Source organism: Sphingomonas sp. CL5.1 (assembly GCF_013344685.1).
GTDB lineage: Bacteria > Pseudomonadota > Alphaproteobacteria > Sphingomonadales > Sphingomonadaceae > Sphingomonas.
Genome location: NZ_CP050137.1, coordinates 2,438,163 through 2,462,769, shown reverse-complemented (window position 1 = coordinate 2,462,769; position 24,607 = coordinate 2,438,163). Strand labels below are relative to the sequence as shown.

The 24,607-nt window shown below is 63.7% G+C and carries 22 protein-coding genes; 8 read left to right on the top strand and 14 right to left on the bottom strand.

Translation table 11 applies throughout. The features are described 5' to 3' along the window. The first annotated feature begins 1 nt into the window (after window position 1). Together F9288_RS11935 and F9288_RS11930 are read left to right on the top strand one after the other, a co-directional pair. Window positions 2–790, top strand: a complete 789-nt coding sequence (locus F9288_RS11935) for an enoyl-CoA hydratase/isomerase family protein (RefSeq protein ID WP_174836994.1) — start codon at window positions 2–4, stop codon at window positions 788–790. Between the two features lie 193 nt (window positions 791–983). Continuing rightward, on the top strand, window positions 984–2,942 hold the full coding sequence (locus tag F9288_RS11930; protein WP_174836993.1) for an NAD(P)/FAD-dependent oxidoreductase: 1,959 nt from the start codon (window positions 984–986) through the stop codon (window positions 2,940–2,942). Here F9288_RS11930 and F9288_RS11925 read toward each other — a convergent pair. Next, window positions 2,897–3,706 (bottom strand): IclR family transcriptional regulator, encoded by an 810-nt coding sequence (locus F9288_RS11925; RefSeq protein ID WP_174836992.1) that lies wholly within the window; start codon window positions 3,704–3,706, stop codon window positions 2,897–2,899. The genes F9288_RS11930 and F9288_RS11925 overlap by 46 nt on opposite strands. 125 nt (window positions 3,707–3,831) lie before the next feature. Between F9288_RS11925 and F9288_RS11920 the strand changes: the two genes are divergently transcribed. Together F9288_RS11920 and F9288_RS11915 are read left to right on the top strand one after the other, a co-directional pair. After that, complete coding sequence (locus F9288_RS11920) at window positions 3,832–4,707, top strand: alpha/beta hydrolase (protein WP_174836991.1); 876 nt, start codon at window positions 3,832–3,834, stop codon at window positions 4,705–4,707. Between the two features lie 46 nt (window positions 4,708–4,753). Then, complete coding sequence (locus tag F9288_RS11915) at window positions 4,754–5,575, top strand: SDR family NAD(P)-dependent oxidoreductase (RefSeq protein WP_174836990.1); 822 nt, start codon at window positions 4,754–4,756, stop codon at window positions 5,573–5,575. A gap of 150 nt (window positions 5,576–5,725) precedes the next feature. On the opposite strand, the gene F9288_RS11910 is transcribed toward F9288_RS11915, so the two are convergent. After that, window positions 5,726–8,134: a TonB-dependent receptor gene (locus tag F9288_RS11910; RefSeq protein ID WP_174836989.1), complete on the bottom strand. Its 2,409-nt coding sequence runs from the start codon at window positions 8,132–8,134 to the stop codon at window positions 5,726–5,728. 309 nt (window positions 8,135–8,443) lie between these two features. On the opposite strand from F9288_RS11910, the gene F9288_RS11905 reads away from it, so the two are divergent. Next, complete coding sequence (locus F9288_RS11905) at window positions 8,444–9,646, top strand: Rieske 2Fe-2S domain-containing protein (RefSeq protein ID WP_174836988.1); 1,203 nt, start codon at window positions 8,444–8,446, stop codon at window positions 9,644–9,646. Window positions 9,647–9,705: 59 nt separating this feature from the next. Here F9288_RS11905 and F9288_RS11900 read toward each other — a convergent pair whose 3' ends face one another. The 4 genes from F9288_RS11900 to F9288_RS11885 are packed head-to-tail and all read right to left on the bottom strand — an operon-like array spanning window position 9,706 to window position 12,316. Next, complete coding sequence (locus F9288_RS11900) at window positions 9,706–10,158, bottom strand: MaoC family dehydratase (protein WP_174836987.1); 453 nt, start codon at window positions 10,156–10,158, stop codon at window positions 9,706–9,708. Window positions 10,159–10,163: 5 nt separating this feature from the next. Next, on the bottom strand, window positions 10,164–11,084 hold the full coding sequence (locus F9288_RS11895) for an SDR family NAD(P)-dependent oxidoreductase (protein WP_174836986.1): 921 nt from the start codon (window positions 11,082–11,084) through the stop codon (window positions 10,164–10,166). 6 nt (window positions 11,085–11,090) lie between these two features. Next, on the bottom strand, window positions 11,091–11,510 hold the full coding sequence (locus tag F9288_RS11890) for a Zn-ribbon domain-containing OB-fold protein (RefSeq protein WP_174836985.1): 420 nt from the start codon (window positions 11,508–11,510) through the stop codon (window positions 11,091–11,093). Further along, a complete protein-coding gene (locus F9288_RS11885) occupies window positions 11,510–12,316 on the bottom strand; it encodes an enoyl-CoA hydratase/isomerase family protein (protein WP_217482506.1) in 807 nt (268 codons plus the stop codon). The genes F9288_RS11890 and F9288_RS11885 overlap by 1 nt, the downstream gene beginning before the upstream one ends. 154 nt (window positions 12,317–12,470) lie before the next feature. Here F9288_RS11885 and F9288_RS11880 point away from each other — a divergent pair, with 154 nt between their 5' ends. The 3 genes from F9288_RS11880 (at window position 12,471) to F9288_RS11870 (ending at window position 15,687) form a co-directional block, all read left to right on the top strand. Beyond that, entirely contained in the window at window positions 12,471–13,616 is a 1,146-nt protein-coding gene (locus F9288_RS11880; protein WP_174836983.1) for an acetyl-CoA acetyltransferase, read from the top strand. Window positions 13,617–13,885: 269 nt separating this feature from the next. Beyond that, window positions 13,886–14,695 carry a LuxR C-terminal-related transcriptional regulator gene (locus tag F9288_RS11875; protein ID WP_174836982.1) on the top strand — a complete coding sequence of 270 codons (810 nt, stop codon included), beginning with the start codon at window positions 13,886–13,888 and terminating at the stop codon, window positions 14,693–14,695. A gap of 59 nt (window positions 14,696–14,754) precedes the next feature. After that, a complete protein-coding gene (locus F9288_RS11870; RefSeq protein WP_174836981.1) occupies window positions 14,755–15,687 on the top strand; it encodes a LysR family transcriptional regulator in 933 nt (310 codons plus the stop codon). 15 nt (window positions 15,688–15,702) lie between these two features. On the opposite strand, the gene F9288_RS11865 is transcribed toward F9288_RS11870, so the two are convergent. The 8 genes from F9288_RS11865 to F9288_RS11830 all read right to left on the bottom strand — a co-directional run bounded on the left by F9288_RS11865 (window position 15,703) and on the right by F9288_RS11830 (window position 24,565). Then, complete coding sequence (locus F9288_RS11865; RefSeq protein ID WP_174836980.1) at window positions 15,703–17,337, bottom strand: bifunctional 3-(3-hydroxy-phenyl)propionate/3-hydroxycinnamic acid hydroxylase; 1,635 nt, start codon at window positions 17,335–17,337, stop codon at window positions 15,703–15,705. Continuing rightward, on the bottom strand, window positions 17,330–18,790 hold the full coding sequence (locus tag F9288_RS11860) for an aldehyde dehydrogenase family protein (RefSeq protein WP_174836979.1): 1,461 nt from the start codon (window positions 18,788–18,790) through the stop codon (window positions 17,330–17,332). Before F9288_RS11860 ends, F9288_RS11865 begins: the two co-directional genes overlap by 8 nt. Before the next feature lie 71 nt (window positions 18,791–18,861). Beyond that, on the bottom strand, window positions 18,862–19,746 hold the full coding sequence (locus F9288_RS11855; RefSeq protein WP_174836978.1) for an alpha/beta fold hydrolase: 885 nt from the start codon (window positions 19,744–19,746) through the stop codon (window positions 18,862–18,864). Continuing rightward, entirely contained in the window at window positions 19,743–20,675 is a 933-nt protein-coding gene (locus F9288_RS11850) for a 2,3-dihydroxyphenylpropionate 1,2-dioxygenase (protein WP_174836977.1), read from the bottom strand. Before F9288_RS11850 ends, F9288_RS11855 begins: the two co-directional genes overlap by 4 nt. 61 nt (window positions 20,676–20,736) lie before the next feature. Then, window positions 20,737–21,333 (bottom strand): aldolase/citrate lyase family protein, encoded by a 597-nt coding sequence (locus tag F9288_RS11845; RefSeq protein WP_174836976.1) that lies wholly within the window; start codon window positions 21,331–21,333, stop codon window positions 20,737–20,739. Window positions 21,334–21,438: 105 nt separating this feature from the next. Beyond that, complete coding sequence (locus F9288_RS11840) at window positions 21,439–22,296, bottom strand: MaoC family dehydratase N-terminal domain-containing protein (protein WP_174836975.1); 858 nt, start codon at window positions 22,294–22,296, stop codon at window positions 21,439–21,441. Continuing rightward, window positions 22,293–23,393, bottom strand: a complete 1,101-nt coding sequence (locus tag F9288_RS11835) for a CaiB/BaiF CoA-transferase family protein (protein ID WP_174836974.1) — start codon at window positions 23,391–23,393, stop codon at window positions 22,293–22,295. The genes F9288_RS11840 and F9288_RS11835 overlap by 4 nt, the downstream gene beginning before the upstream one ends. Further along, the gene (locus tag F9288_RS11830) at window positions 23,393–24,565 is read right to left on the bottom strand and encodes an acyl-CoA dehydrogenase family protein (protein WP_174836973.1); all 1,173 of its coding nucleotides are present in this window, start codon (window positions 24,563–24,565) and stop codon (window positions 23,393–23,395) included. The genes F9288_RS11835 and F9288_RS11830 overlap by 1 nt, the downstream gene beginning before the upstream one ends. Window positions 24,566–24,607 lie beyond the last annotated feature (42 nt).

Sequence of the window (24,607 nt, the reverse complement as noted above, 5' to 3'; positions counted from 1 at the left end):
GATGACCGACGCATATACCAGGCTGGGTCGCAACGGCGCGGTCCTGACCTTCGCCTTCAATCGCCCGGACAAGTACAACGCCTTTACCCGGCCGATGCTGGCGGCGTTGCGGGATGCGTTCGAGACTTTTGCGAACGATGGGGATTTGCGCGTGCTGCTGATCCGTTCCACGGGTCGCTATTTCTCGTCGGGCATGGACGTGACCGCGCTCGGCGCCGGACCGGCGGACGAAGGCCCTTCAGGATTTCGCCGCCGCTATCGCGAAAGCGCCTGGCATCGGCTCTACGACGAATTCGAAGCGATCGAGAAGCCCATCGTCGTGGCACACCAGGGCCCATGCCTCGGCGCTGCGCTGGAAATGTCGCTGTCGTGCGACTTCCGCCTCGCGAGCGATACCGCGCATTATGCGCTCCCCGAGCTCAACATGGGGATGATCCCGGGGTCCGGCGGCACCAGCCGACTGGTGCGGATGATCGGCGGACATTGGGCACGCTACATGATCATGGCTAATCGGTCGATCGGCGCGGAGCAGGCGCGCACTGTGGGCCTGGTGCACGAAGTCTATCCGGCGGCCGAGTTCGACCGCCTGGTCGAGGAATTTTGCCTTTCGCTGGCCAAGCAGCCGCCCGAGGCGCTGGCCGCCGCCAAGCTCGCGATCGAGCTCGCGGTCGATCTGGACCGCACCCAGGCGCGCAATGTAGAACGGCTCGCGAACAGCAGCCTGTTCGATCGCGAAGAGCAGACGCGCGTCTTCGCAGCGCTTCGTGCGCGATTCTCCAAGTCTGACTGAAAATGAGAAATAGAATAGATTAATTTTCACCAATATCCTGAATTTTATCCGTCTATATGTAAAATAATTCGCCACAATGTATTTCGCGCCAATGCCGCACATTGCGTTGACGATCTTAAGATGATGACCGAAATTCCGATGCGTCGCTACAGACACATCGGAATTACGCTGCATAAACTTAGGATTTTCACAAATGGATCGCGATTTCATCCGGAAGGCCGTCGAGGAGGCCGATCTCAACGCATTGCGCCTCGCGCTCCTGCAAGCCACGGGCGACCCGGAATATGCAGCGATCCCGGTCAACCGCATCGAGGTGCGCGCCGGCGCAGGCACCACCTATGTGGTCGCCGCGGAGCATCGCGAGGCCCTGATCGACATGGCCGTCGCGTTTCTAAGCGACACGCCCGAGAGCCATCTGCGCACTGTGCCGAGCGACGAACATCTCCGCCATATGATGGAACTGGTCGCCGGCGGCGAACCGATCAGCGACAAGGATTTCGATATCCGCAAGCCGGTCCCGGCTTTCGATGCCTATCCGCGCTGCGCCAATTGGAGCGACGAGCCGGTACCCCTCCCGGAAGACTTCCAGGTGGTGATCGTGGGCGCCGGCTTCAGCGGCCTCGGCATGGCAGTCCAGCTCGAGCGCCTCGGGATTCCCTATGTCATCTACGAGCGCCGCTCCGAGATCGGCGGGACGTGGAGCATCAACACCTATCCCGATGCCCGCGTCGACACTCCCAGCGCGATGTACGAGTTCAGCTTCGAAAAGCTTTATCCCTGGACCGAGCATTTCGCACGCCAAGCCGAGGTCCGCGCCTATCTCGAGCATATCGCCCGCAAATTCAGAGTCTTCGAAAAGATCCGCTTCAACCATGAGATCAAAGGGGGGCGCTTCGATGAAGTCGTCTCGCTGTGGCGGCTGGATATCGTGGATGGAACCGGGACGCGGGTTTCGGTAGCCGCGAACCATGTCATCAGCGCATCGGGCCTGTTTTCGACGCCACGCGCGCTGTCAGTCGAGGGCATCGATCAGTTCGAAGGCGAAATCGTTCACAGCACCGAATGGGACGAGCGCCATAGCGCCTCGGGCAAGGCGGTGGCCGTGGTGGGGAACGGCTCGACCGGGGTGCAGCTTCTCGGCCGGATCTCGGACGACGCGAAGCAGACCTATGTGTTCCAGCGCACCCCGCAATGGATCTCGCCTCGCGAACGCTATGGCGAAGCGATGAGCTCCGGTGACAGCTGGCTGCGCCAGAACATGCCCTATTATTGGAACTGGACGCGCTATACCGGCACCCTGCCTGTGCTTAACCTCTATCAGTTCCTCGTCCCCGATCCCGAATGGCAGGCCTCGGGCGGTCTGATCAACCAGCCGAACGACGCGCTGCGCGAGGCGATGACGCAGTATATCGTCCAGCAGGTCGAAGGGCGGGCCGATCTGGTCGAACAGCTCGTGCCTCAGCACGCGCCCTTTTCGCGGCGGCTGATCGTCGACAATGGCTGGTATCGCTCGCTGCTCAAGCAGGATGTCGAGTTGGTCACTGCGCCGATCGCACGCCTGACGCGCACCGGTATCGTTACCGCCGATGGCGCAGAGCGGAAGGTGGACATGATCGTCTCCGCGATCGGCTTCAGCGTCGAGAAATATGTCTGGCCATCCGACTATGTCGGGCGGGACGGCGCGCATCTCCAGGAGCGGTGGAGCAAAGACGGCGCCCGCGCCTATCTCGGTATGATGATCGACGGCTTCCCCAATTTCTTCGTGCTCTATGGCCCCAATTCGCAGAGCGTTAGCGGCGGCGGGGGCACGATCCCCACCCAGATCGAGATGTGGACCAAATATGTCGCGCAACTGATCGTCGATACGATCGAGCGGGGCCATGCCGCGGTGGAAGTGACCCCCGCAGCGTTCGAGGGCTATAACGAGCGCATGGACGAGGCAGCCACCGGGCTGATCTGGCTGACTGACACCCAGTCCACCGACAGGAACTATTACGTCAAGGACGGGCGCCTTCAGGTCAACATGCCGTGGCACTACCAGGTCTGGCACGAAATGCTGGCGAAGCCCGACCTCTCAGACATGACATTGAGCGGACGCCTGACTATTCAGCCGGTAACGGAATCCACCTCGTCCATCAGGCTATCGGCATAACGGCGCAATTGCGCGCCGAACTCCGCAGTTCGCGGCTCCACATGCTCCGGTTGTCCCGCAAGGCCGAGCACGAGTCGGATACCCGCCGCCGGCCGGGGCAGGGCTATCGCGATCGAAAACAGGCTGTCGCCGAGACCGCAGGCGTATCCGCTGACGCGCGCGGCATCGACCGACGCCCTGATCTCGGCACGCAAGGCGGCATCGATGCGCCAGGCTTCAGGCGTCCGCTCGATCCATCGCTCGATCTCGCGGTCATCATGCGCGGCGAGAAAGGCGGTCCCGAGGGTCGAACTGGTGATAGAGACCCGACTGCCCTTGCGCACCAGCCCGGTCAGCGCCGGCGGCATGGCGACATCCACCAATTGCAGCCACCCGCCCTGCGGCGCGGCGAGAGTCACGATCTGGCCAGTGCGCGCCGCCACCGACGCGACCAGCTTGCTCAGCGCATCCCCACCGAAATAATTCTCGGCGAGCCAATTGGCGAACGGCATCAACCGCGGCGAAGGGCGATAGAGCTTTCCTTCGGCATCAATGAGCAGATAGGCCGCATCGACCATCGACTTGAGCAATTGATCGGCGCTGGACGGGTGCAGATCGAGCGCGTTCGCGATGTCGGTCGCGCGCAGCGGCCGGCGGGCCGCCGCGAAATGCTCGAGCACGTCGAGCGCCCGAACCGCCGACTTGGAGATGTTCCGCCGTTCTCCGGGGTGCCGGATGTCGCTGCTGGTATGCCGGATATTGCCGCCAAGGGGATCGTGATTCATCGCCTTCTCCCCTACCCTCAAACCCCACGCTTGTCCCCTTCAACGGGCGTTGAGCGAAGGCGATCGCGCCGCCTATTCGGGCCTTCGGAACTTCTAATGCCGCAGAGGCAGGGATGTCGCGAGAAATGAACGATCAGGAGCCTCGCCGCGCACCGGCTGCGCCTTCCCTTGCGCTGCCTCCGGCGCGGCCCGGATACGCCGCGCCGGAAGCTTTGCTCGAACGGCGTACCATGCCCTTGCCGGGCGGCTATCCGGTGGAAGCCAGCATCGCCACGCGCGAAGTCAGACTGGGCGCGCTCTCTGGGATTTCCTGTTCCCCGCCGAATCCGCGGGGCGTGCTTTTCCACATGCATGGCGGCGGCTTCCGGCTGGGGTCTCCGGCGCGGAGCCAGCCCTTTGCCGCTACGCTCGCCGCGCGGCTGGGCTGCGAAGTCATCATGCCCGCCTATCCGCTTGCACCTGAAAATCCCTTCCCCGCAGCCTTGCTAGCTTTGCAGGACGCGCTCGCATCAGTGAAAACCGATGGACCGCTCGTCATCGGGGGGGATTCGGCGGGCGGCAATCTGGCCGTCGGCCTGTGTCTGCTCGGTGCCGCCGCCGATGCACTTTTCCTGGTTTCGCCATGGCTCGACCTTCGTATCGTTTCCGAGGGTTATGACCGTGCAGCGTCAACCGATCGGCTATTTTCGCAGGCGATGGCGATGGAAGCCCGGCAGATGTACCTCCAGGGGCACTCCGTGGACGATCCCCTCGCCTCCCCGCTCCTCGCTCCGCTCGAAGCTTTGCCGGACACTTTTCTCCTGACCGGGGGAGTCGAGGTGCTGTTGGACGACAGCCTCGCTTTCGCGACGCGCCTGGCTGCCGCCGGTGTTGACGTCGAGTGCCGCGTCGTTCCCGATATGCAGCATGTGGCCCCCACCTTCGGGCCCCACTGGCCCGGAGCAACGGCGGGCCTCGAGGCGAGCATCCAGTTTCTAAAGCGCCAGTTCGCGCAGCGATAACCCTGCCGTTCCCAACAAAGGACGGCGGCAAGAAGGACGAAATAAAATGACTGGAACCGCCGATATGTTTGACCTCAACGGCAAGACGGCGATCATCTGGGGCGGAGGCCAGGGCATGGGCGAAAGCTCCGCGCTGTACCTCGGCCGCGCCGGCTGCCGCCTGGCGATCGTCGACATGAACGAGTCCCGCGCCAAGGAAGCGGTGGCACGGCTCATCGCGCAAGGGGTCGAAGCTATCGGACTCGTGGCGGACATCACTAACGAAGGCGAGGTCGAGCGCGCCACCGGGCAGGCCGAAGCCGCGCTGGGCCCCGTCGATATCATGGTGACGATCGTCGGCGCATCGAGTTGGAAGCCATTGCTGGAGGTTACCGACGCGGATTGGTCGCGTGAGCTCGACCTCAACCTGAAATCGGTCCTTTACAGCGCGCGAGCAGCGGCGCGGCGAATGCTGACATCGGGACGCAAGGGCGCGGTCATCGCCGTCAATTCGGTCAGCGGCCTCACCTCGGCGCCCTTTCACGCGCCTTATGGGGCAGCAAAGGCCGGGCTCATGAACCTCGTGCGATCGATGGCCGTGGAATGGGGCCCCGACATTCGGGTAAACGCCGTGGCCCCGGGCACGATCATTACGCAGCGGCTCCCCAAGCAGGCGTCGGAAGACGATCCCTCCAGCCCCTTCCACCGCCGCATCCCGCTGCAGCGCCGCGGTACCACCGACGAGATCGGCAAGGGCGTACTGTTCCTTGCCTCGGACCTTGCCAGCTATGTGACCGGGCAGACCCTGCCGGTGGATGGTGGTTGGATGGCAGCCTGGCTCTTCGACGTGCCGACCGAGGCTTCGCGACCCAGCAAGCTGGCGGAATAGAAAAAGGGGCGTTCAGTCGAACGCCCCTTTCCCCTTTTGGCTATATGCGAACCTAGTGCTCAGAACGCAACGGATGAGTCCCACGAAAAGAACGGCAACTCTCTGTGTTTGTGCCGTTTCCTGTGGGAACCATTCGTCTGAATCTATCCGCTACTTACCGAAAGACATCCGAAGCTCGACGCCGCCCATCCGGGGCTGGCCGGGCCACGCGCTCAGCAGGCCGATCACGTTCACGAGCGCGAACTTGCCGGCATAATATTTCTCGTTGGTGAGATTGGTGACGAACGCCCCGACATCGAACGGCGCACCGAACGGCCGGTGCCAGTCGGCACGTGCGCTGAGCAGCCCGTAGCCATCGGTGACGCCGACCTGGTTGAGGCACCAGAGCTCGATATTACCGGGGCCGCAATTTGCCGAATTGGAATCCGTGGTCTGGAAGCTGCTCTGGTAACTATAGGTCATCGAAAGCGATGCCTCGCCGCTTTCCGACGCCATTGGGACGTTGAACTTGGCTGTTCCGGTGAACATGTTTTCCGGCGCGTAGGAGAAGCGCGCGCTCGAATTGTCGACCGTGACCGGCCCGGCGGGCGTGACGAACACGTTGCTGTAGTTGTCGTAGCGCGACTTGGTGAGCGCATAGGACGCGGACAGCGTGACGATCCGGTTGATGTTGATGCTCAGGTCGGTCTCGAGTCCATAGACATGCGCTTGGGCGGCGTTGCGATCCTGGGCGGCGGTGACGCCGTTCAGCACCAGCGTGATGTTGCGCTGGAGATCCTTATACGCACCGTAATAGCCGGCGAGATTGAAGCGGACCGACGTGTCTCCCAAGCGGAACTGATTCTTCGAGCCGATTTCAATGTCGTTAACCAACTCTGGACGCACGTCCGGCGACGTTGCGGATCGAGCGGAACCCGCACGATATCCGCGCCGATGCGCGATATAGACGAGGTTATCGGGGGTGAACTGATAGTTCAGGCTGACGTCCCAGGTCGGCTGAGTGAACGTCGCATTGGTCTTGAACGAGCACAGCGAACGGTCGGTCAGGTTTGCGATCACCACGGGTGCGCCGCTCGCCAGGCACACATAAGGCTGGGTGACGGTTGCCGACAGCGCGCGCTGCTGGCGGACATGCGAATCGATCGTCCGCGTATCCTTGGTGATGCGCCCGCCAAACGACACGCTCAGGCCCTCGACGACCCCCGGCAGCTTGATGTTCGCATGCGCGAACCCCGAGATGCTGTCGTTCTTGCCGGTCAGGTCGGTGAAGTTAAGCGGCAGCGCATTGAAAGTCTGGGCGTTGGTGAAATCGTCGCCCTTCTCGGTCGAATAAAAGGCTCCGAGGATATAGTCGACATTGCCGTTCTCGCCCTGGAACTGGAACTCTTCGCTGAACTGATAGCCGTTATAGCTGCCGAAGGTGTTGAATATGCCCAGGCCGGAACCGTCGGCGAATGTGCTGAAATTATTCTCGATATCGCGATAGGCGATAATGTTCTTCAGGCGCACCGAACCAAGCAGGCCGAGGTCAGAGCCGAGATCGATCGTGGTATTGTTCTGGATCGAGAGCACCTTGTCCCTGTTGCGTGCCTTGAACAGCTCCCGATACTCATAGAAGCCCAGTGCATTGCTGGCGTTGAGTTCGGCCTGCACGGCGGGCGCAAGTGCGGCGACGGGGAAGGTGCTGGGGTTGAAGCCGATCAGCTTCGGCTGGAAGCCCACGACGTCGCTGTGAAAATAGGTACCGATGAAATCGGAAGTCACGCCCCCACCCGGCGTAATCCGCAGCGTTGCGCGCAAGGACTTGTTGTCTTCGTCCCAGCTACGCTCGCCGGGCCGGAGAACGTTGCTGAAGTAACCGTCCATCTTGTGATACTTCCCGGCAACGCGGAGTTGGACGACATCGCTGATCGGGATGTTGATCATGCCTTCCACATCGCGCATGCCGAAACTGCCTGCCGAAACCTGGCCGTAGCCCTCAAAGTCTCTCGATGGCGCGTTGGGCGTCAGCAGGATCGCGCCGCCGGTGGTGTTGCGGCCGAACAGGGTCCCCTGGGGACCCTTCAGAACCTGAACCGATTGCAGATCGAATACCGCTTGCGCCGAACCGGCCGAGCGCGCCGTGCCGACTTCGGCGAAATAGACGACGATTGCAGGATCGGCGGTGATGCGGGTCGCGTTCGCGCGCTGGCCGCGGATCTGATAGGCAGGGCGCGTGGTCCCCAGCGAGGTGGGAGTGACCGTCAGCCCCGGGGCAAGGCGCGGCAGATCGACGAGCGACTGCACGTTCTGCGTCCGCAGCGTCTCCGTCGAAAGCGCAACGACCGAGACTGGGACGGCCTGAAGGCTTTCCTCCTTGCGGCGGGCCGTAACCAGGATTTCGCCATCCTGCCCAATATGGGCGTCGGGTGCTGCTTCGGCGGGTTGTGCTGCCTGGGCCAGCGGCTCAACCGCGGCAGTGGGCTCCGACTGCGCAAGCGCCAACGAGGGCCAAGCGATCGCGCCAAGTGCTACGGAAGCACCCAATGCGGCCGCGCGCATCTTGGAAATCTTGATCATGTCTCCGTCCTCTCCCCTTACTGCGGTTGGCGTTGCCAATCCTCAGGCCTAGCGTGACGTGAGTGGAACCCTGCCGCCGAGTTGGTCGCTCGGATCCGTCGGGAAGAAACACCGCCCAATTCACACGTACCTTCGTCCGACCGAGACGTAGATTGACGGCCGATTGGGGCAATCCCCCCAAGGGGGACAGACAGGCCGAAGGTGGACCGTAAGATCAGGAAAGTCGGCAACGGACCATGGCTGGGAGACGGTGAAATGCTGAGTCGTGAGCAAAACGATGCCCTTACGCGCGTCGAAGGAGACGCGCCGATGGGTGAACTGCTGCGAAGCTGGGCGTGGTTTCCCTTCGCCATCTCCTCGCAGCTGGTCGCGGGCGAGGCGCCCCTCCGCGTCCGGCTCCTCGGGGTGGACTATGTCGCGTTCCGCGCGCCGGATGGGCGCATCGGCTTCATCGAGGAGGCATGCCCGCACCGTGGCGTGTCCATGGCGCTCGCGCGAAATGAGGGCTGCGTGCTGCGATGCATCTTTCATGGTTGGGCAGTCGATGTTTCCGGCCGCGTAGTCGAGGCCCCAACGCACCATGGCGATGCTGGGGCATTCCTGAAGAGGATCCGCACGCGCCAATATCCCGTGCGCGAACAAAGCGGGCTCGTCTGGGTCTGGCTCGGCGAGGTTCCGGCCGCGGAACTCCCCAAACTGCCCTTCTTCAGCCTGCCAGACGACCATGTCTGGATGACGGTCACCAAGGTCGATTGCAACTGGCTGCAGGGCGTCGAGGGCTCGCTCGATTCCGCGCATGTCGGCACGCTGCACCAGAGCTGGGTGCCGCGGCTTGCGGCCAGCGTCTCCGGCGGTGCCACGATCGGACTAGCACTCAAGGCGGTGGCGCCACGATACGAGATCGCGCGAACCCCGTTCGGACTCAGCGCTTCCGCCGTAAGACCGATGGAAGACGATTCGACCTATGTGCGAACCACGCAGTTCGTCGCGCCTTTTGTCAACCTCGTGCCCGGTACGGGGCGCAACGAAGGATCAATCTTCATCGGCGTGCCGGTGGATGACACGCACCATTTGCTGTTCTTCGGCTACTTCTCGGAATCGCTTGTTCTCGACAACAAGTCTCCGCGCGTTCAGGCGCTGATCGGCAATGACCGGCTGGATCCGCGGAACTTCGCGCCTTTCAAAGGATCACGCGAGGACAATTGGGGACAGGATCGGGCCGCCATGGCGGCGGGCCATTTCACTGGCTTCACCGATAATCTGCTCGAGGAGGACATCGTCGTCCAGGTGAGCATGAGCCCCATCGTCGATCGCACCCGCGAGCATCCGTCGTCGAGCGACGTGGCGATCGTCCAGGCGCGAATGTTGCTGTTGCGGGCGCTGCGCAACCAGCGGGAGGGCCTGCCACCTCTGGCCCCCAATCATGGGGAATGGACGGCCGACGACGCGCTTCCCGTCGATCGGGTGGTCCCTGCGGGTGAGGAATGGCAAGCCGTTTCCGAACCAGCCTGAACGTAGCGAGGCTGCCAATCGCTAGGCGATCGGCGGCCTCGACGTGTCTCGCGGAAAGCTTAGGGTACGTGCCGGAAGACCATCTGCGCGACGCAGGCCGGCTTGTCCGCCCCTTCGCGCTCGACGGTGTATTCGACGATCGTCTGGAACATCTGCCCTACGGGTTCGAAGCTCAGGATCTTGGCGGTGACGCGAAGCCGCGATCCCACCGGCACCGTGCTCGGGAAGCGCACCTTTTCATATCCGTAGTTCAGGCCCATCTTGAACCCGTCGAACTTGAACATGCCCTGGTTCAGGGCCGCGATCATCGAGAGCGTCAACAGCCCGTGCGCGATCGTGGTGCCGAACGGGCCGGTCTTGGCGCGCTTGACATCGACATGAATCCACTGGTGATCGCCGCTGGCGTTTGCAAACTCGTTGATGCGCTCCTGGGTCACTTCGACCCAGTCGCCTGGCCCGAGCGTCTTGCCGACCAGCCCTGGCAGTGTCTCGCGGCTCAATAAGGTCGTCATCGCGCTCAGCCTCCCATCCGGAGGCCGGGCGCTCGCGTGCCGAACAAGTCCGTCGCAAGGATCTTGCCAATCTCCTCGGTCTTCCAGCGCTTGCCTCCGCTCGTGATGCCTGCGGCCTCATGCCATCCCTTCAGCACGGAGAGCCGGTCGCGAACCGCGCGGATGCACTGGCCACTTACCATCTGCGCCTCGTCACTGGCGAGCCAGGCGACTGCGGGCGAGCCGAGCGACGGATCGAGCGGGTCGAACTCGTCCGGGCCGAAATCATCGGGTTCCTTGGGTGCCCCCATGCCCAGCGTCGAGGAAATGCGCGTCAGCCCACCCGGCGAGATGAGGTTGGCGGTGACGCCGATTGCGGCGAGCTCGACTGCAAGCGTGAGCGTCAGGCCCGCGATCCCTGCCTTGGCGGCGGCATAATTCGTCTGGCCGAAATTGCCGAGCAGGCCGGCGCCCGACGTGGTGTTGATGATCCGGCCCGGATAGCGGCCGCTGCCTGCCTTGGCGACGGCGCGCCAATGCTGTGCCGCCGCCCGGCAGGTCAGCCAGGTTCCGCGCAGATGGACGTTCATCACCAGATCGAAATCGTCCGCCGACATGTTCCAGATCGCCTTGTCACGGACGATCCCGGCATTGTTGACGACGATGTCGAGGCGGCCCCATTCCTCAATGCCGCGCTTGACCATCGATTCGGCCGCAGCCTCGTCGCTGACATTGCCATAGTCCGCGACCGCTTCGCCGCCACGCGACTTGATGATATCGACCACCACATCAGCGTCGCGCCCCTCGCCTTCGCCTTTCGCATTGCCGCCCAGATCGTTGATCACGACCTTTGCGCCCTGCCGCGCCAGCTCAAGCGCATGTCCGCGCCCGATGCCGTGGCCCGCGCCGGTGACTAGCGCGACCTTGCCGTCCAGAATTCCTGCCATCTGCTTCTAACTCCTTGCCGGACTGAATACCGGTATCGTCACATCTTCTGAAATTGCCTCGAACCCGATCTCGACCGGCATGCCGATGCTCAGCTCGTTGGGCTCGGCGCCTGTAATGATCGTGGTGATCCGCACGCCCTCGTCCAGATCGACCTGCGCCGCGACATAAGGCAGCTTGGCGTTGAACGGGGGCAGGTCATTCACGAACACGGTCGACCAGGTATAGAGCGTTCCGCGTCCTCCGGCGGGCACGAGCGTCACCCCCTCGCTCCAACAATGCGGGCACATCGGGCGCGGATAATAATGGATGCGCGAACAGGAATCGCAGCGGCCCAACATCAGCACGCCTTCGCGCAATGCATCCCAGAACGGCCGGGTCTCGGCTTCGATCGTCGGCAGATCGAAGCGCGGCGCAATACTAGCCATCAATACCCCCTGAATTTGACCGGACGCTTCTCCACGAACGCCGCCACGCCTTCCCGAACGTCGTCGGTCTTCCCATTGATTTCCTGGGCCATCGCCTCGGCAAGGAAAGCGCTCGCGCGGTCAGTGTCGAGCGAGGCATTGAGCAGCCGCTTGGAAAGACCGATCGCGGTGGTCGCGCCCTCGGCAAGCCGGCGGGCCAGCGCATTTGCCTCGGCCTCCAGATCGGCGGCGGCACAGACCCGGTTGACCAGGCCAAGACCCAGCGCGTCCTGCGCGGTCAGCCGATCGCCGAGAAAGGCAAGTTCCTTGGCCTTTTGCAGCCCGACCCTTCGCGGCAACAGATAGGCACCGGCCGCGTCAAGCGCGAGACCGCGCAGCACGAACGGCTGCGAGAACCAGGCTTCTTCAGCCGCGACCACCAGATCGCATGCGAGCGCGAGATGCGCGCCCATCCCGGCCGCGGGCCCCTGCACCGCGGCTACCACCGGCTTGCCGCAGTCCAGGATCGCCGCGATCAGCTTCTGGGCGCCGCCAAGCATGGTGCGCATCGTCGTGCCACTCGGCCGCGGCGTTGCCAGCGCGCCGGACATCCGGCTGACATCGGCGCCCGAGCAGAAATGCTTGCCCGTCGATTGGAGCAGCACGGCGCGAACCGCGACATCGCCATCCGCCTCGCCAAAAAGCTCGACCAGTCTCTCACGCGATTCCGGAGGGATCGCGTTGGCTCGGTCAGGGCGATTGAGCGTAATCCGCATGACGCCATCCGCAACATCGCTCAATACTATATCAGTTGCTGCCTCGGCCAATTTGCAACTCCCATTCAATAGGCAGATTTCGGCTGCCATGTACCGAAATTGGAGTTACCCGGCGCGGCGAGTGCCGGACCAGTCCCCGCTACGGTGACAGTCAGTCCACACAAAACGCGTTATCGGAAAGGCAGTCGTAAAGAAGGAATCGTACATGGGCAGGCGAGTGGCGATTGCAGGTGTTGGGTTGTCGGGATTGCCGGGGTCGCCCGAGGCAACACCCTTTGCGTTGCACGCCCAGGCCTCGCGTGCGGCGTTGGTCGAGGCTGGGCTGAAGCCTTCGGATATCGATGGTTTTGCGTCGGCAGGGTTAGGCGCACTCCAGCCGCTTGAGGTCGCCGAGTATATGGGGCTCAAACCGCGCTGGATCGATTCGACCGGAGTCGGCGGCGCCACCTGGGAAGTGATGGCGGCACACGCCGCGGACGCGATCGCCGAGGGGCGCGCCGACGTCATCCTGCTCGCTTACGGCTCTACCGCGCGCACTGACCTGAAGCGCAAGCTGCGCACCGCCAGCCTTGCATGGGGCACACGCGGGCCGAGCCAGTTCGAGGCACCGTTTGGTCACACACTCATCTCGAAATACGCCATGGCCGCCCGCCGGCACATGCATGAATACGGCACCACGCTCGAGCAGATGGCGGAGATTGCCGTCTCGGCCCGCTACAATGCCGGCCTCACGCCCTTCGCGGCCTATCGCGACCCGATCGATATCGCCGACGTGCTGGACGGACCGATGATCGCCGACCCCTTCACCAAGCTGCAGTGCTGCATCCGTTCCGATGGCGGCGCGGCGGTCATCATGGTCGCTGAAGACCGAGTCCGCGACCTCGCGGTCAAGCCGGTCTGGGTGCTCGGCAGCGCCGAAGCAGGCTCGCACGTCTCGATGAGCCAGTGGGACGATTTCACAACCTCACCCGCCGCGATGACCGGGCCGACCGCCTTCGCACGCGCCGGCATTCGCCCGGACGAGATCGACGTGGCGCAAATCTATGACGCCTTCACCTATATGGCGCTGATCACCCTCGAGGATCTCGGTTTCTGCGCCAAGGGTGAGGGCGGCGCCTTCGTTGAGAACGGGCGCCTGCGCGTTGGCGGCGCGCTGCCGACCAACACCGATGGCGGCGGCCTTTCCGCCTGCCATCCGGGCATGCGCGGGCTCTTCCTCCTCGTCGAGGCGGCCCGGCAGCTGCGGGGTGGCTGTGGCGACCGGCAGGTGGAGGACGCGAAGCTCGCCTGCGTCAGCGGCACGGGTGGCTGGTTCTGCTCGAGCGGAACGATGATTTTGGGGGCCGACTGAGAAACCGCCTCAATTTAAGCGGTTAGGCAGCACTCCCGCCTAACCGCCCGACCACCATCGCAGGCCATAGGAAATCGCAATGGCAGGCAGCTCACCAAGAAGCGAGCGGGCCGCGCATTGTCGCGTCATTATCTTCGCAAGGATCAGATGTCGGTGGCCGGTCGACATCCAATGGGTACGGCGTCAGCGGATTGGCAAGAGGCTACCGTGATGACCAGACCCGGCGGGCAGGCTGGCTTCCAAGAATACTGACCGTCGAGCCTCAGCTAGTGAGGCGGCAGGAGAGGATAGCGATGCACGCAATAACCGTCGAACAGGCACCGCGGCACCAGACGCTTGCCGCAGTCGTGAACGCGCTCGGTACCGACGCCTTCGAAAAAGAAACACTTCGCTTCCTCAATTCGACGTCGGGCACCGAGCATTATTGCGTCTATCGGGTTCGCGATGGCCTTCCCAAATTCCTGGGCGGCGCCAGCATCCGCGGGCAGCACGCGATGCGTCACCACAAGTCCGAGAAACGCTGGCCGGCTCGCTCATTCGTGGAACTGCACGCAGCCGACGAAGCGGCGCGAGGATCGCGCAACGCAGTCATGCTCCACGACGACCTCAATCATGTCGCGGATCCCACGCTCCATTCCGCGCTCGAGCATTTCGATATCGTCGATCGTGTGATGGTGTGCGGACGCGCGGTCGATGATCTTTATGCGCTGTCGGTGATGCGTTCACGCGACGCCGGCCAGTTCGACGCGCGGGAGCTTACTGGCCTTGCCGAGAATGCCGACCTGCTCGTCGCTGCTTGCGCGAAGCATGCCGCACTCCATTGGGATCGCGGAAAGGCGATCGCGCATTTCGCATCGGTGGCAGTGATTGAGGGCAATCTGCGCGAGAGCGATTGGGGCCTATCCGAACGGGAACTTCAGGTCAGTTCGCGTATCCTCTACGGCATTTCAGCCTATGGTATATCGATCGATCTTGGGCTCGGCGAAGAGACGATCGCCACGTATCGCAAGCGCCTCTATGCCCGGTTGTGCATCGGTGGCCGGCACGAACTGTTGCAGCGTTACCTGTCGCTGCTTTGACCGGCACGCGAAACCTGCATGCATGAAAAAACTTGTCTCAAACCTCAGGAGAGCGATTCATGGATGAGGGACAATTACGTGCCTTCCTGAAGATCGGCGATTTCCATTCGATCACCAAGGCGGCGGACGAACTGGGCATCGCCCAGCCTTCACTCAGCCAGCAGTTGCTGCGCCTGGAAGACGAGCTGGGCGCAAAGCTGTTCGATCGAACCTCGCGCGGCGTTTCGATGACCTCCGCCGGCCACGCCTTCAAGGCGCATGCCGAGTCGATCCTTCTCTCGACTCGCCAGGCGCGCGAGGAAGTCCGTCGCTCCGTGCGCGGCCCGATCGGAGAGGTTTCGATCGGCCTGCCGGTTTCGATCGGCGAACTGATTGGCCCCGAGATCTTTCGTACCATGCATTGCGACTTGCCTGGCGTTAAGCTGCGACTACGCCTGGGCTTCGCCAGCGATCTCGTAACTCTGCTCGAGGACGGATCGCTCAACGCTGCCCTGACCTATTATTCCGACGAGCTTTCCTATCTCCAGGCCGAGCACGTGGCGGACGAAGTGCTCCTGCTCATCGGCCCCGCCGACGCGTTCGGATCGGTCGACGAGCGTGGCATTGCGCCCGAGCCGATCGACGCCGAGAGCCTGCGGCATCTCGATCTGTTGCTGCCGCCGATGGGCAAGGGGCTGAAGCGGCGCATCAACCAGCAACCGCATGGGGAGGCAATCCATCTCTCGGTGCGCAGCGAGATCGATTCGCTGCGCGTTCTCAAGACTTTGCTGTTGGGCGGCGAGGGCTATTCGCTGCTGCCCTATATCGGCGTGCGCGATGAGTTGCGTACGGGGCAGCTTTCCGCCGCGCGGGTTAGTGGAATGAATCTCACCCTCCCCCTTTCGCTGGTACGCGCCGGGATACGGCCGCCCGAAGCGCTATCCGCGGTGGAGAGCGTAATCCGAAAATGCCTGGACGAGCTGTTGTCCTCCGGCGGCTGGCTGGTCGAGTAGTTCAGGCTTCGCACTTCAGGTCCTCAGTAAAGACCGCAACTGCTCGCTAACACTATCCAGCTCGTTATCCCCGGCGACTGCGGCAACATACCGGTCAGGCCGAAGCACGATGAAGCGGATCGTGGGCCGCGCCCGGCGCCAGTCCCGGAACGCGCCCATCAGGTCTTCGATCACGATTACGCCGTCGCTTGCCGCAGCCTCCTCTGACCGTGAAGATCGCACCTGCACCAGATTGGCGCCAAGATCCGCCCAGAATTTCCGGGAATCCGCCGACATCGCCGTGCTCGGATCGGCGCCGATGCCGATCACCGTGAACCAGGGACCTAGGGCGTCGTCCAGCTTCACCTGCTGGCGGTCCGCCGTTTCGACGAGCGGCTGCATGAACATCCGGCCGACAATGCCTTCCCTCGTGGGATCGGTCGCGGGAAGCACCAGCCCCTCGGTGTAGCGCGGAATCGGCTTGAATTTCATCTGGAGCACATAGTCGCGAAGGCGCGGCTGGCGCTGGACGACGCGGAAAAAGAGATCCCGCGCAATTTCCAGCGCTCGCGAGCCCGGCGAGTAGAGCTTGCCGAACATCGTCGCGATATTGACCATCTTGCGCGCATGATCATGCCGCTCCACCTCATAACTTTCGAGCAGACGAGGGCCGGCCAGACCGCGCAAAACTGCGGCAAACTTCCATCCCAGATTCGTCGCGTCACGCAGGCCTGAATTCATCCCCTGTCCGAAAAACGGCGGCTGGAGGTGCGCGGCATCGCCCGCCAGGAAAACCCTGCCGACCTTGAAGCGCTCGGCAATTCGCGAGTGGTGCCGATATACGCGCGCGCGCAACACATTCGCCCGCCGGGGGCCCGCTCCATAGAAGAGCCGCAGCCGCTCCTCGAGCCGCTCCGGTACGACCGCGGCTTCGTCGCTTTCCGTGTCCGGCAACCGGAACTCGAAGCGCCGGTGCCCATAAGGCAGCGCGATCGACATCCGCGGATGATGGCGGTGGGTGAATACGCTCGAATAGGGCGAATCCAGATCGTCATTCTGCATGTCGACGACCAGCCAACGCGCCGCGTCGGTCTTCCCGTCGAGTCTCACATCGATCAGCCCGCGCACGGTGCTCCGCCCGCCATCTGCCCCGACGAGATACGCGCAACGGACAGCATAGGTCGTTCCATCGGCACGTTCCAAGGTCGCCAGCACCCCGTCACTCTCTTCGTCCAGGGTTAGCAGCGACACCCCCAGATCAAGGCGGACGGCTTCATAGCGGTCTAGCCCGCGCCGCAGCGTGCGTTCCGCGATCGGCTGGATGAATAGGTTGCGCCGGCTCCAACCGAACGGCTGCTCCTGCGGATGGACATGCGCGAAACACCAACCGCCTGCCGTGTGGTAGCGGGCCGGTACGTTGCGGATCATGTCGGCGAGCAACAACTCTGCAAGCCCGACCGTCTGGAACGAGCGCAGCGCCTCGTCGTCCATCCCTACAGCGCGCGGATAGTCGAGAATCTCAGAGGAACGATCGACGATCAGCGTGCGCACGCCATACAGGCCGAGATGATTGGCCAGCGTCACGCCACAGGGTCCCGCACCGACAATGACTACGTCGAATTGTTCGATCGACTCTGTCACTTGCGCGCGATTCCGCTCCGTCTCAGCCATGACGGTGAATGATCGTCTTGACCGTGGACAGCTCCTCCATCGCGGCCAAGCCCTTTTCGCGGCCATGCCCCGAGCGCTTGACACCACCGAACGGCAATTCGATCCCACCGCCCGCGGCAAAGCCGTTGATATACACCTGCCCGGCGCGAATCTTTCGAGCGAGGCGAAGCCCCCGCCCACCATCCCGCGTCCAGATTCCCGCAAGCAAGCCGAATTCGCTGTCGTTGGCCAGGCGCAGCGCATCCGCATCGTCCTCGAACGGAATCACGCAAAGCACAGGTCCGAACACTTCCTCGCGCGCCAGGATGTTGGAGGGATCGACTGGCCCGTAGAGCCGCGGCGCGACGAAGAAGCCGTCGGAAGACGTGCCGGCCTCGATGCTTCCTTCGGCAAGCAGCGGAATGCCGTCCGCCCTGGCCTGTTCGCAATAGCGCTCGATGCGCTCGCGCTGGCGCTGGTTGATTACCGGGCCGAGATCCACGTTCATCTCCGGACTCCCGGCACGAAGTTTGCTGAAAGCGTTGGCGATTGCCCCGACGATACGGTCGAAATGCGCCCGCTCGACGAGCACGCGCGAACCTGCGGAGCAGGTCTGGCCGGCGTTGTTGACAATCCCATTGACGATAGCCGGCACCGCAAGCGACAGATCGGCATCGCCGAACACCACATGCGGCGACTTACCGCCCAGTTCGAGCGTGCAGCCGATTGCGCGTCGCGCCGCGGCGACCTGGATCATCTCGCCAACGCCGGGGCTGCCCGTAAATGCGATATAGTCGATATCGTCATGCGCGCTGAGCGCCGCGCCGGTCACGGAACCCCGTCCCGGCAGCACCGCCAGCGCCCCCGCCGGAAACCCGACTTCGGCCGAGAGCTGGGCCATGCGGAGAACCGAAAGGCAGGCGTCCTCGGCCGGTTTGACCACCGCCGCATTGCCCACCGCAAGCGACGGCGCGACGTTGCGGCCAAACATCTGCGCCGGATAATTCCAGGGGATGATGTGGGCAACGACACCGTGCGGCTCGCGCTCGGTCGCCACGAAAAAATCACGGAAATACGGGATCGTCTCGCCGTGCATCTTGTCCGCCGCGCCCGCGTAGAATTCAAAATAGCGCGCAGTCGCGACGATGTCGGCCCGCGCCTGGCCCAGCGGCTTTCCTGTGTCGCGCGATTCCAGCGCAACGAGTTCGTCGGCATTGTCGAGGATCGCCTGCGACAGCTTGGCGAGCAACCGGCCGCGCTCGAACCCGGCGAGCCTGCCCCACTCGCCCTGCTCGAGCGCATGTCGCCCGGCGGCCACCGCCGCATCGACTTCGTCCTTCCCGGCCTCGTGAAGCTCGGTGAACACGGCACCCGTCGTCGGATCGACAACCGGCACGCGGACGTCGCTCGCGACCGGCACCAGCTTATTCTCGATAAAGGCGCCGTTCACGATGTTTTCGACATTGTTCGACATTGGCATTTCCTGGCGTATCGCTGGCCGGCGGAATCAGCCGGTCCGAAAGATGAAAAACGGATTGCCGGTGCTCAGCCCGGCCTGGTTTCACCGAGCAGGAATGCAAGGTTGGCGGGGTTAAAGATTTCAGGCGCCTCGTAATGCGCCCAATGCTTCACTTTCTCGATCGTCAGCGTGCGAACGTCGGTGGCCAGTTCGGCGATGCGCTCGCCGGTGGTCGTGTAATCAGGGTTGTCGTCAGGAGCGAGGATGATGAAAATCGGGACCGTGACGCCGCGCCACTCCTCCTCGCTCACGAGGTTGCGGCGGCGAACCTCCTCGTTTTGAAGCACCAGGATGTTGCCCATCGCCATCTTCATGTTGGGCTCGCGGTAGATCGCCTGGCGAAGCTGGATCAGATCGGGAATCCGATCCTCTTCTTTGTACAGGATCGAATTGAACACCGGCTTGATGTTCTCCCAGCTCGGATCATCGACCGCCGCATTCCGGACGGTCTTGGTCCGCGACATGGTCGCGTTGTTGATGATGAGCCCCGAAGAGGCGAGCAACGTCAGCTTCTCGACGCGCTCGGGATGATCTACCACGAGCCGGCTCGTCACCCACGCCCCGAGCGACACGCCAATGAACGACGCCGTCGCGATCCCCAGCGCGTCCATGAATGCAAGCACGTGGTTCACATAAAACTGGATTTCATACGGCTCATCGGGCCGATCGCTGAAGCCGCTGCCCGCCATGTCGATGGCGAGGCACCGGAAGTGCCGGGCATGGCTTTCCAGCGTCGCGCAGAAGCATTCCCAGCTGCTGCCAGTCCCGTGAATCATGATCAGCACAGGCGCGTCCTTGGGACCTGCCTCGACATAGCGGGTGCGGATGCCGCCCGCGTCCACATAGTTCTGCGAGAACGCCAGCTTCATCAGATGGCCCCAGATGCTCCGGTGGCGATATTCTTCGGTCATACGGCTTCCTTGTCGAATGCGGTGGCGCAGCCCATGCCGGTGATCCACGTGGGCACCGGGGCGTAATCGGTCGTTTCCGCCGGCTTCCCCCAAGCGCCGAGCGCGGCCAGCCAGGCGCGGATTTCCTGTCCGCCCACGCCGCCCTGCTCGAGCAGCGTGGCGTTATCCATGGCGAGCACGGGCGCGAGATCGCCGGTGCGCATGCAATCCAGCAGCCAGCGATCCCATTCCTCGTTGATCGGTCCGATCCCCCCCACGCCGCGCCGCTTGCGCGACGCTTCCTCGCGCTGCCGGTTGAATTCCTGCACCCTGGGACGACCGTTGATGAGATAGTCGCGCGTTTCTGCGCTCAACCCGGGATCCGCCGGCGAGATCGACGGCGGCGAGTGCGAAAGTCCCCCCGATCCGACTACCAGCGCACGCGCCTTTCCCGGAAAGGCGCGAATGGCATCCCCGACCGCGCTGCCAAAGGCATGACAACGGGCGAGCGTCGGCAACGGAGCCCCGCCCGAGCTGATCATGATCGGAATGACGGGCGTGCGCAGATCTGGCACCAGCGCCGCCACTGGCTGACTGATCCCGTGGTCGATCCCCATATTGTGCGACAACGCGGGGTCGAATCCGGCAGCAAGCACCTGCTCGGCAATGAAACTGGCGAGGTCGGGACAAGTCGCGAACGGCCCCTTCGGTGAACTGTAATCGCCGAACCCGGTGACGTTTTCGACGCCGATGCAAAAGGCGGGCATCAGGTCGAAGAAGAAGTTGCGAACGTGATCCGGACCGAACACGACCAGCACGTCGGGCATGAGGCGGGCGACTTCGTCCCGAGCGCGAAATACGGCATCGACATACGGCTTGGCCGCCCCCTCGACCGGCGAAAGATCCCAGGAAGGCGAGTGGGACATGCCCACCAGACCTACGAGCTCCATGCCTATCCTTTCCTCCATCCGCATCGCCTGGACGCGTATCAAGTCGCGCGGCAGGATCCGCCTAGGCCAGCAGTCCGCAGCGCGTTAGCGCGGACTTGCATTGTGCATCATTGCGATCGCCTATGGCTGGGATGCACGGGCCAGCACGACGCGTGCACGAGCCCGCACCAGCGCGTCGATCAATCCGAACCGTACCATCGCCACTGTCCAGCACTTGCCGCGCCCATTCTATCTCGCTTGGCTCGGGCGGGAGGGCCGCCTTGATCGGCTCGATCTGGTGCGGATGGATCGCGGGCTTGCCCCCGAATCCGAGGCGCGCTGCCGCGAGCGCCTCGGGAACATGGTTGCCACCCAGATCGGTGGCGAAGTCGACCGAGCCGAAGACCAGACGCGCCACATGCCCGTATCGAGCGATCGTCCGCGCCTCGGCAATGCCGGCCGCAGTCTCGATCAACGCGACGTCGGGGCAGATCGCGGCCACCCGGATGATGTTGTCGAGACTGGCCGTCTTAGGCGGCATGATAGCGACGAAGGGCGATTGCGCTGCAACCGCCAGATCGGCCGCGGGCGACGCGGTCCCGACGGGGTGGATTCGGACGATGACCGGCAGATCCGTGAAGCCTGCCGAAAGCGCGGCGCGCGGCGCGTCTTTATCCACCCGCGCGACTGCGTCTCCACTTCGAGGATGATCGCGCCGCGGCCTTGGCGAACCGCTCCAGCCCGTTCGCCGGGACGAACAAGGGGGTGACGAAGCGCAGGACGCTCAACGCCATTGTGCCGTCGCCCGCATCGCCAACGCACCGCCGGGCCGGGCGGACCAGAGTTCCATGCTGTTGTCGATCAGCGCCCCCGCATTGAGCGACAGCGCTTCTCCGCCGATCGCCGGCTGGACTCCACGGAACGAGAAATGATCGGGCGCGCGGCCGCCGTTGCACCGCGCGGCGAGATGAACCAGCAACGTCGCCTGCAACGGTCCATGGACCACCAGCCCTGGATAATGCTCCTCGCCCATCGCATAGGGAAGATCGTAATGGATCCGATGCCCGTTGAAGGTCACCGCGGAATAGCGAAACAGCAATGACGCGGAGGCGGTGATTGTCTCGACCGTGACGCCCTGCGGCGCTGTTTCTGGCATGGGCGCCACGCTTGCGCGCGAGCCTGCTGCCTCCCGATAAACGATCGTCTGGCGCTCGCTGATGGCCAGCCTATCGTGCGCCCTGATCTCGTGCTCCACCGTGACGAAACACAGATTGCCGCTGCGCCCCGATTTGGTGGTCACCTCCGCGACACGCGAGCGCTTGGCGACGACATCCCCGACGCGCAGCCCCTTGTGGAAATCGATCGCGCTGCTCGCCCACATCCGGCGCGGCAACAGCACCGGTGGCAGGAAACCTCCCGTGGCCGGATGCCCGTCGCCGCCAAGCTCGTGCATGGCGGCGGCGGGCTGGCAAAGGCAGAAATGGATGAGCGCCGGCGCCACTTCGCTTTGCGTCGCTGCTGCGCCGGGCAGATCGAGCGTCGCGTGGAACCGTGCGGCCAGTGCCGCGGTGAGAACGTCCTGCGAGGCTTCCTCGCGACCGATCCATTGCCGCAGATGGTCGATATCCAACTCGCCGCTCACCGGGCGCTTCCCAGAGCAGGGACCGGACGGTAGCAGCGGTCCTCACCATTCACGATCGGCGCGGGCGCCGGATAGGAGACCTGCCCCGCTGGTGTATCGACCGTGATCCGGCGCAGATGCTGGTGCGCTGCAAGCGCGGCCATGTCGTTGACGCTGGCAAAGGCGACGTCCGCCGCAGCGAGTTGATCGCGCGCTTGGTCTTCCGTCAGCCTGGCCAAGGCATCTGCCACGAGGCTATCCGTCGCCTCGCGGTTCGCCACGCGCTGCACATTCGTTGCAAAGCGCGGATCGCTGGCAAGCGCGGCGTCGCCGAGGAAGCGCGAGGCGAGTATCGCCCATTCGCGGTCGCTCTGGATCGAAAGGAGCATCTGTTTGCCGTCGCGGGTTTTGAACACGCCATAGGGCGCGATCGAAGGGTGGGCGAGGCCGAGGCGCTTGGGAGAGTTGCCACCCTCGTGATGCAGCAGGGGAACGGTCAGCCAATCGGCCATTACGTCGAACATCGAGACCCGGATATCGGCCCCCTCGCCGCTCGTCGCGCGTCCGATCAGCGCCTCGAGGATCGCGGCATGCGCGGTCGCGCCGGTGGCAATGTCGACGATCGAGGTTCCCACGCGTGCGGGGGCTTCCGGACCACCGGTGACCGATGCGAGACCGGACTCGGCCTGGATCAGCATGTCATAGGCCTTGCGCTCCGCCATCGGGCCCGTGTCACCATAGCCGCTGATCGAGCAGACGATCAGGCGCGGATGGCGCTCGCGCAACGCATCCGGCCCGAAACCCAGCCGCACCAGCGCGCCGGGCTTGAGGTTCTGGACGAGGATGTCGGCTTCGGCCACCAGTCCCGCGAAGGCGGTGCGCCCCTCCTCGCCCGCAAGGTCGAGGACTACCGATTCCTTGCCGCGGTTGAGCCAGACGAAATAGCTGCTCTGCCCCGCCGCGACTGCATCATAGCCGCGCGCGAAATCGCCCTCGGGTCGCTCAATCTTGATGACGCGCGCGCCTGCATCGGCAAGTCGCGAGGTGCAGAACGGCGCCGCGACCGCCTGTTCCACCGCGACGACGGTGATGCCTTCAAGCGGCAGCCGTCCGGCCATCAGTAGGACCTCGGCAGGCCGAGAACGTGTTCGGATAGATAGCTGAGGATCATGTTCGTCGAGATCGGCGCGACCTGGTAGAGCCGGGTCTCGCGGAACTTGCGCTCTACGTCATATTCCTCAGCGAACCCGAATCCGCCATGCGTCTGAACAGCCGCCTCGGCCGCCGCCCAGGAAGCATCGGCTGCCAGCATCTTGGCCATATTCGCCTGCTCGCCGCACTGCTCGCCGGATTCGAACAATTCCGCCGCATGCGTCACCATCAACTCGGCGGCACGCATCTGGGCATAGGCCTTGGCGATCGGGAACTGCACGCCCTGGTTCTGCCCGATCGGGCGCCCGAAAAGGTAGCGCTCATTGGCGTAACGGCGCGATCGCTCGATGAACCATTTCGCGTCGCCGATGCATTCGGCGCCGATCAGGATGCGTTCCGCGTTCATGCCCGACAGGATGTAGCGGAACCCCTTGCCTTCTTCGCCGATCAGATTTTCGGCAGGCACCTCCACATTATCGAAGAAGACTTCGGTCGTCGCGTGATTCATCATCGTGCGGATCGGCCGGATCGTCATGCCGCCCGCTTCGCGTGCCGCATTCATGTCGAGGATGAAGATCGACAGGCCGTCGATCCCGCGCGCCACCTGGTCGCGCGGCGTGGTGCGGGCGAGGAGCAGCATCAGATCGGAGTATTCGGCGCGCGAGGTCCAGATCTTCTGGCCGTTGACGATATAGCGGTCCCCGTCGCGCACCGCGGTCGTCTTGAGCGCGCCGGTGTCGGTTCCGCTGCTCGGCTCGGTGACCCCGAAAGCCTGGAGGCGAAGCTCGCCGCTAGCGATCCGGGGTAGATAGGCCTGCTTCTGCCCCTCGCTGCCGTGGCGCAGCAGTGCCCCCATGATGTACATCTGGGCATGGCATGCCGATCCGTTGCAGCCCGCGCGCTGAACTTCCTCGAGGATCGCAGCGGCCGCCGGGAGCGGCAGGCCCGATCCACCATATTCTTCCGGAATCAGCGCGGCGAGGAACCCCGCGTCCCCCAGCGCCTTCACGAACTCCGCAGGATAGGCCATCTCGCGATCGAGCCGGCGCCAATATTCGTCCGGAAAGGACTCGCACAGCTGGGCGACCGCGCCGCGAATTTCCGGAAAACTCGTGGCTTGCAGGCTGTCGAGCGCCATTGGACGTCCCCTAATTCTCGTGCGGCGCATCTGCCGTGAGCT

Excerpts from the sequence above, each read along its gene's own strand:
- F9288_RS11935 (WP_174836994.1), top strand. The coding sequence starts at position 2 with ATGACCGACGCATATACCAGGCTGGGTCGCAACGGCGCGGTCCTGACC.
- F9288_RS11930 (WP_174836993.1), top strand. The coding sequence starts at position 984 with ATGGATCGCGATTTCATCCGGAAGGCCGTCGAGGAGGCCGATCTCAAC.
- F9288_RS11925 (WP_174836992.1), bottom strand. The coding sequence starts at position 3,706 with ATGAATCACGATCCCCTTGGCGGCAATATCCGGCATACCAGCAGCGAC.
- F9288_RS11920 (WP_174836991.1), top strand. The coding sequence starts at position 3,832 with ATGAACGATCAGGAGCCTCGCCGCGCACCGGCTGCGCCTTCCCTTGCG.
- F9288_RS11915 (WP_174836990.1), top strand. The coding sequence starts at position 4,754 with ATGACTGGAACCGCCGATATGTTTGACCTCAACGGCAAGACGGCGATC.
- F9288_RS11910 (WP_174836989.1), bottom strand. The coding sequence starts at position 8,134 with ATGATCAAGATTTCCAAGATGCGCGCGGCCGCATTGGGTGCTTCCGTA.
- F9288_RS11905 (WP_174836988.1), top strand. The coding sequence starts at position 8,444 with ATGGGTGAACTGCTGCGAAGCTGGGCGTGGTTTCCCTTCGCCATCTCC.
- F9288_RS11900 (WP_174836987.1), bottom strand. The coding sequence starts at position 10,158 with ATGACGACCTTATTGAGCCGCGAGACACTGCCAGGGCTGGTCGGCAAG.
- F9288_RS11895 (WP_174836986.1), bottom strand. The coding sequence starts at position 11,084 with ATGGCAGGAATTCTGGACGGCAAGGTCGCGCTAGTCACCGGCGCGGGC.
- F9288_RS11890 (WP_174836985.1), bottom strand. The coding sequence starts at position 11,510 with ATGGCTAGTATTGCGCCGCGCTTCGATCTGCCGACGATCGAAGCCGAG.
- F9288_RS11880 (WP_174836983.1), top strand. The coding sequence starts at position 12,471 with ATGGGCAGGCGAGTGGCGATTGCAGGTGTTGGGTTGTCGGGATTGCCG.
- F9288_RS11870 (WP_174836981.1), top strand. The coding sequence starts at position 14,755 with ATGGATGAGGGACAATTACGTGCCTTCCTGAAGATCGGCGATTTCCAT.
- F9288_RS11865 (WP_174836980.1), bottom strand. The coding sequence starts at position 17,337 with ATGGCTGAGACGGAGCGGAATCGCGCGCAAGTGACAGAGTCGATCGAA.
- F9288_RS11860 (WP_174836979.1), bottom strand. The coding sequence starts at position 18,790 with ATGTCGAACAATGTCGAAAACATCGTGAACGGCGCCTTTATCGAGAAT.
- F9288_RS11855 (WP_174836978.1), bottom strand. The coding sequence starts at position 19,746 with ATGACCGAAGAATATCGCCACCGGAGCATCTGGGGCCATCTGATGAAG.
- F9288_RS11850 (WP_174836977.1), bottom strand. The coding sequence starts at position 20,675 with ATGGAGCTCGTAGGTCTGGTGGGCATGTCCCACTCGCCTTCCTGGGAT.
- F9288_RS11835 (WP_174836974.1), bottom strand. The coding sequence starts at position 23,393 with ATGGCCGGACGGCTGCCGCTTGAAGGCATCACCGTCGTCGCGGTGGAA.
- F9288_RS11830 (WP_174836973.1), bottom strand. The coding sequence starts at position 24,565 with ATGGCGCTCGACAGCCTGCAAGCCACGAGTTTTCCGGAAATTCGCGGC.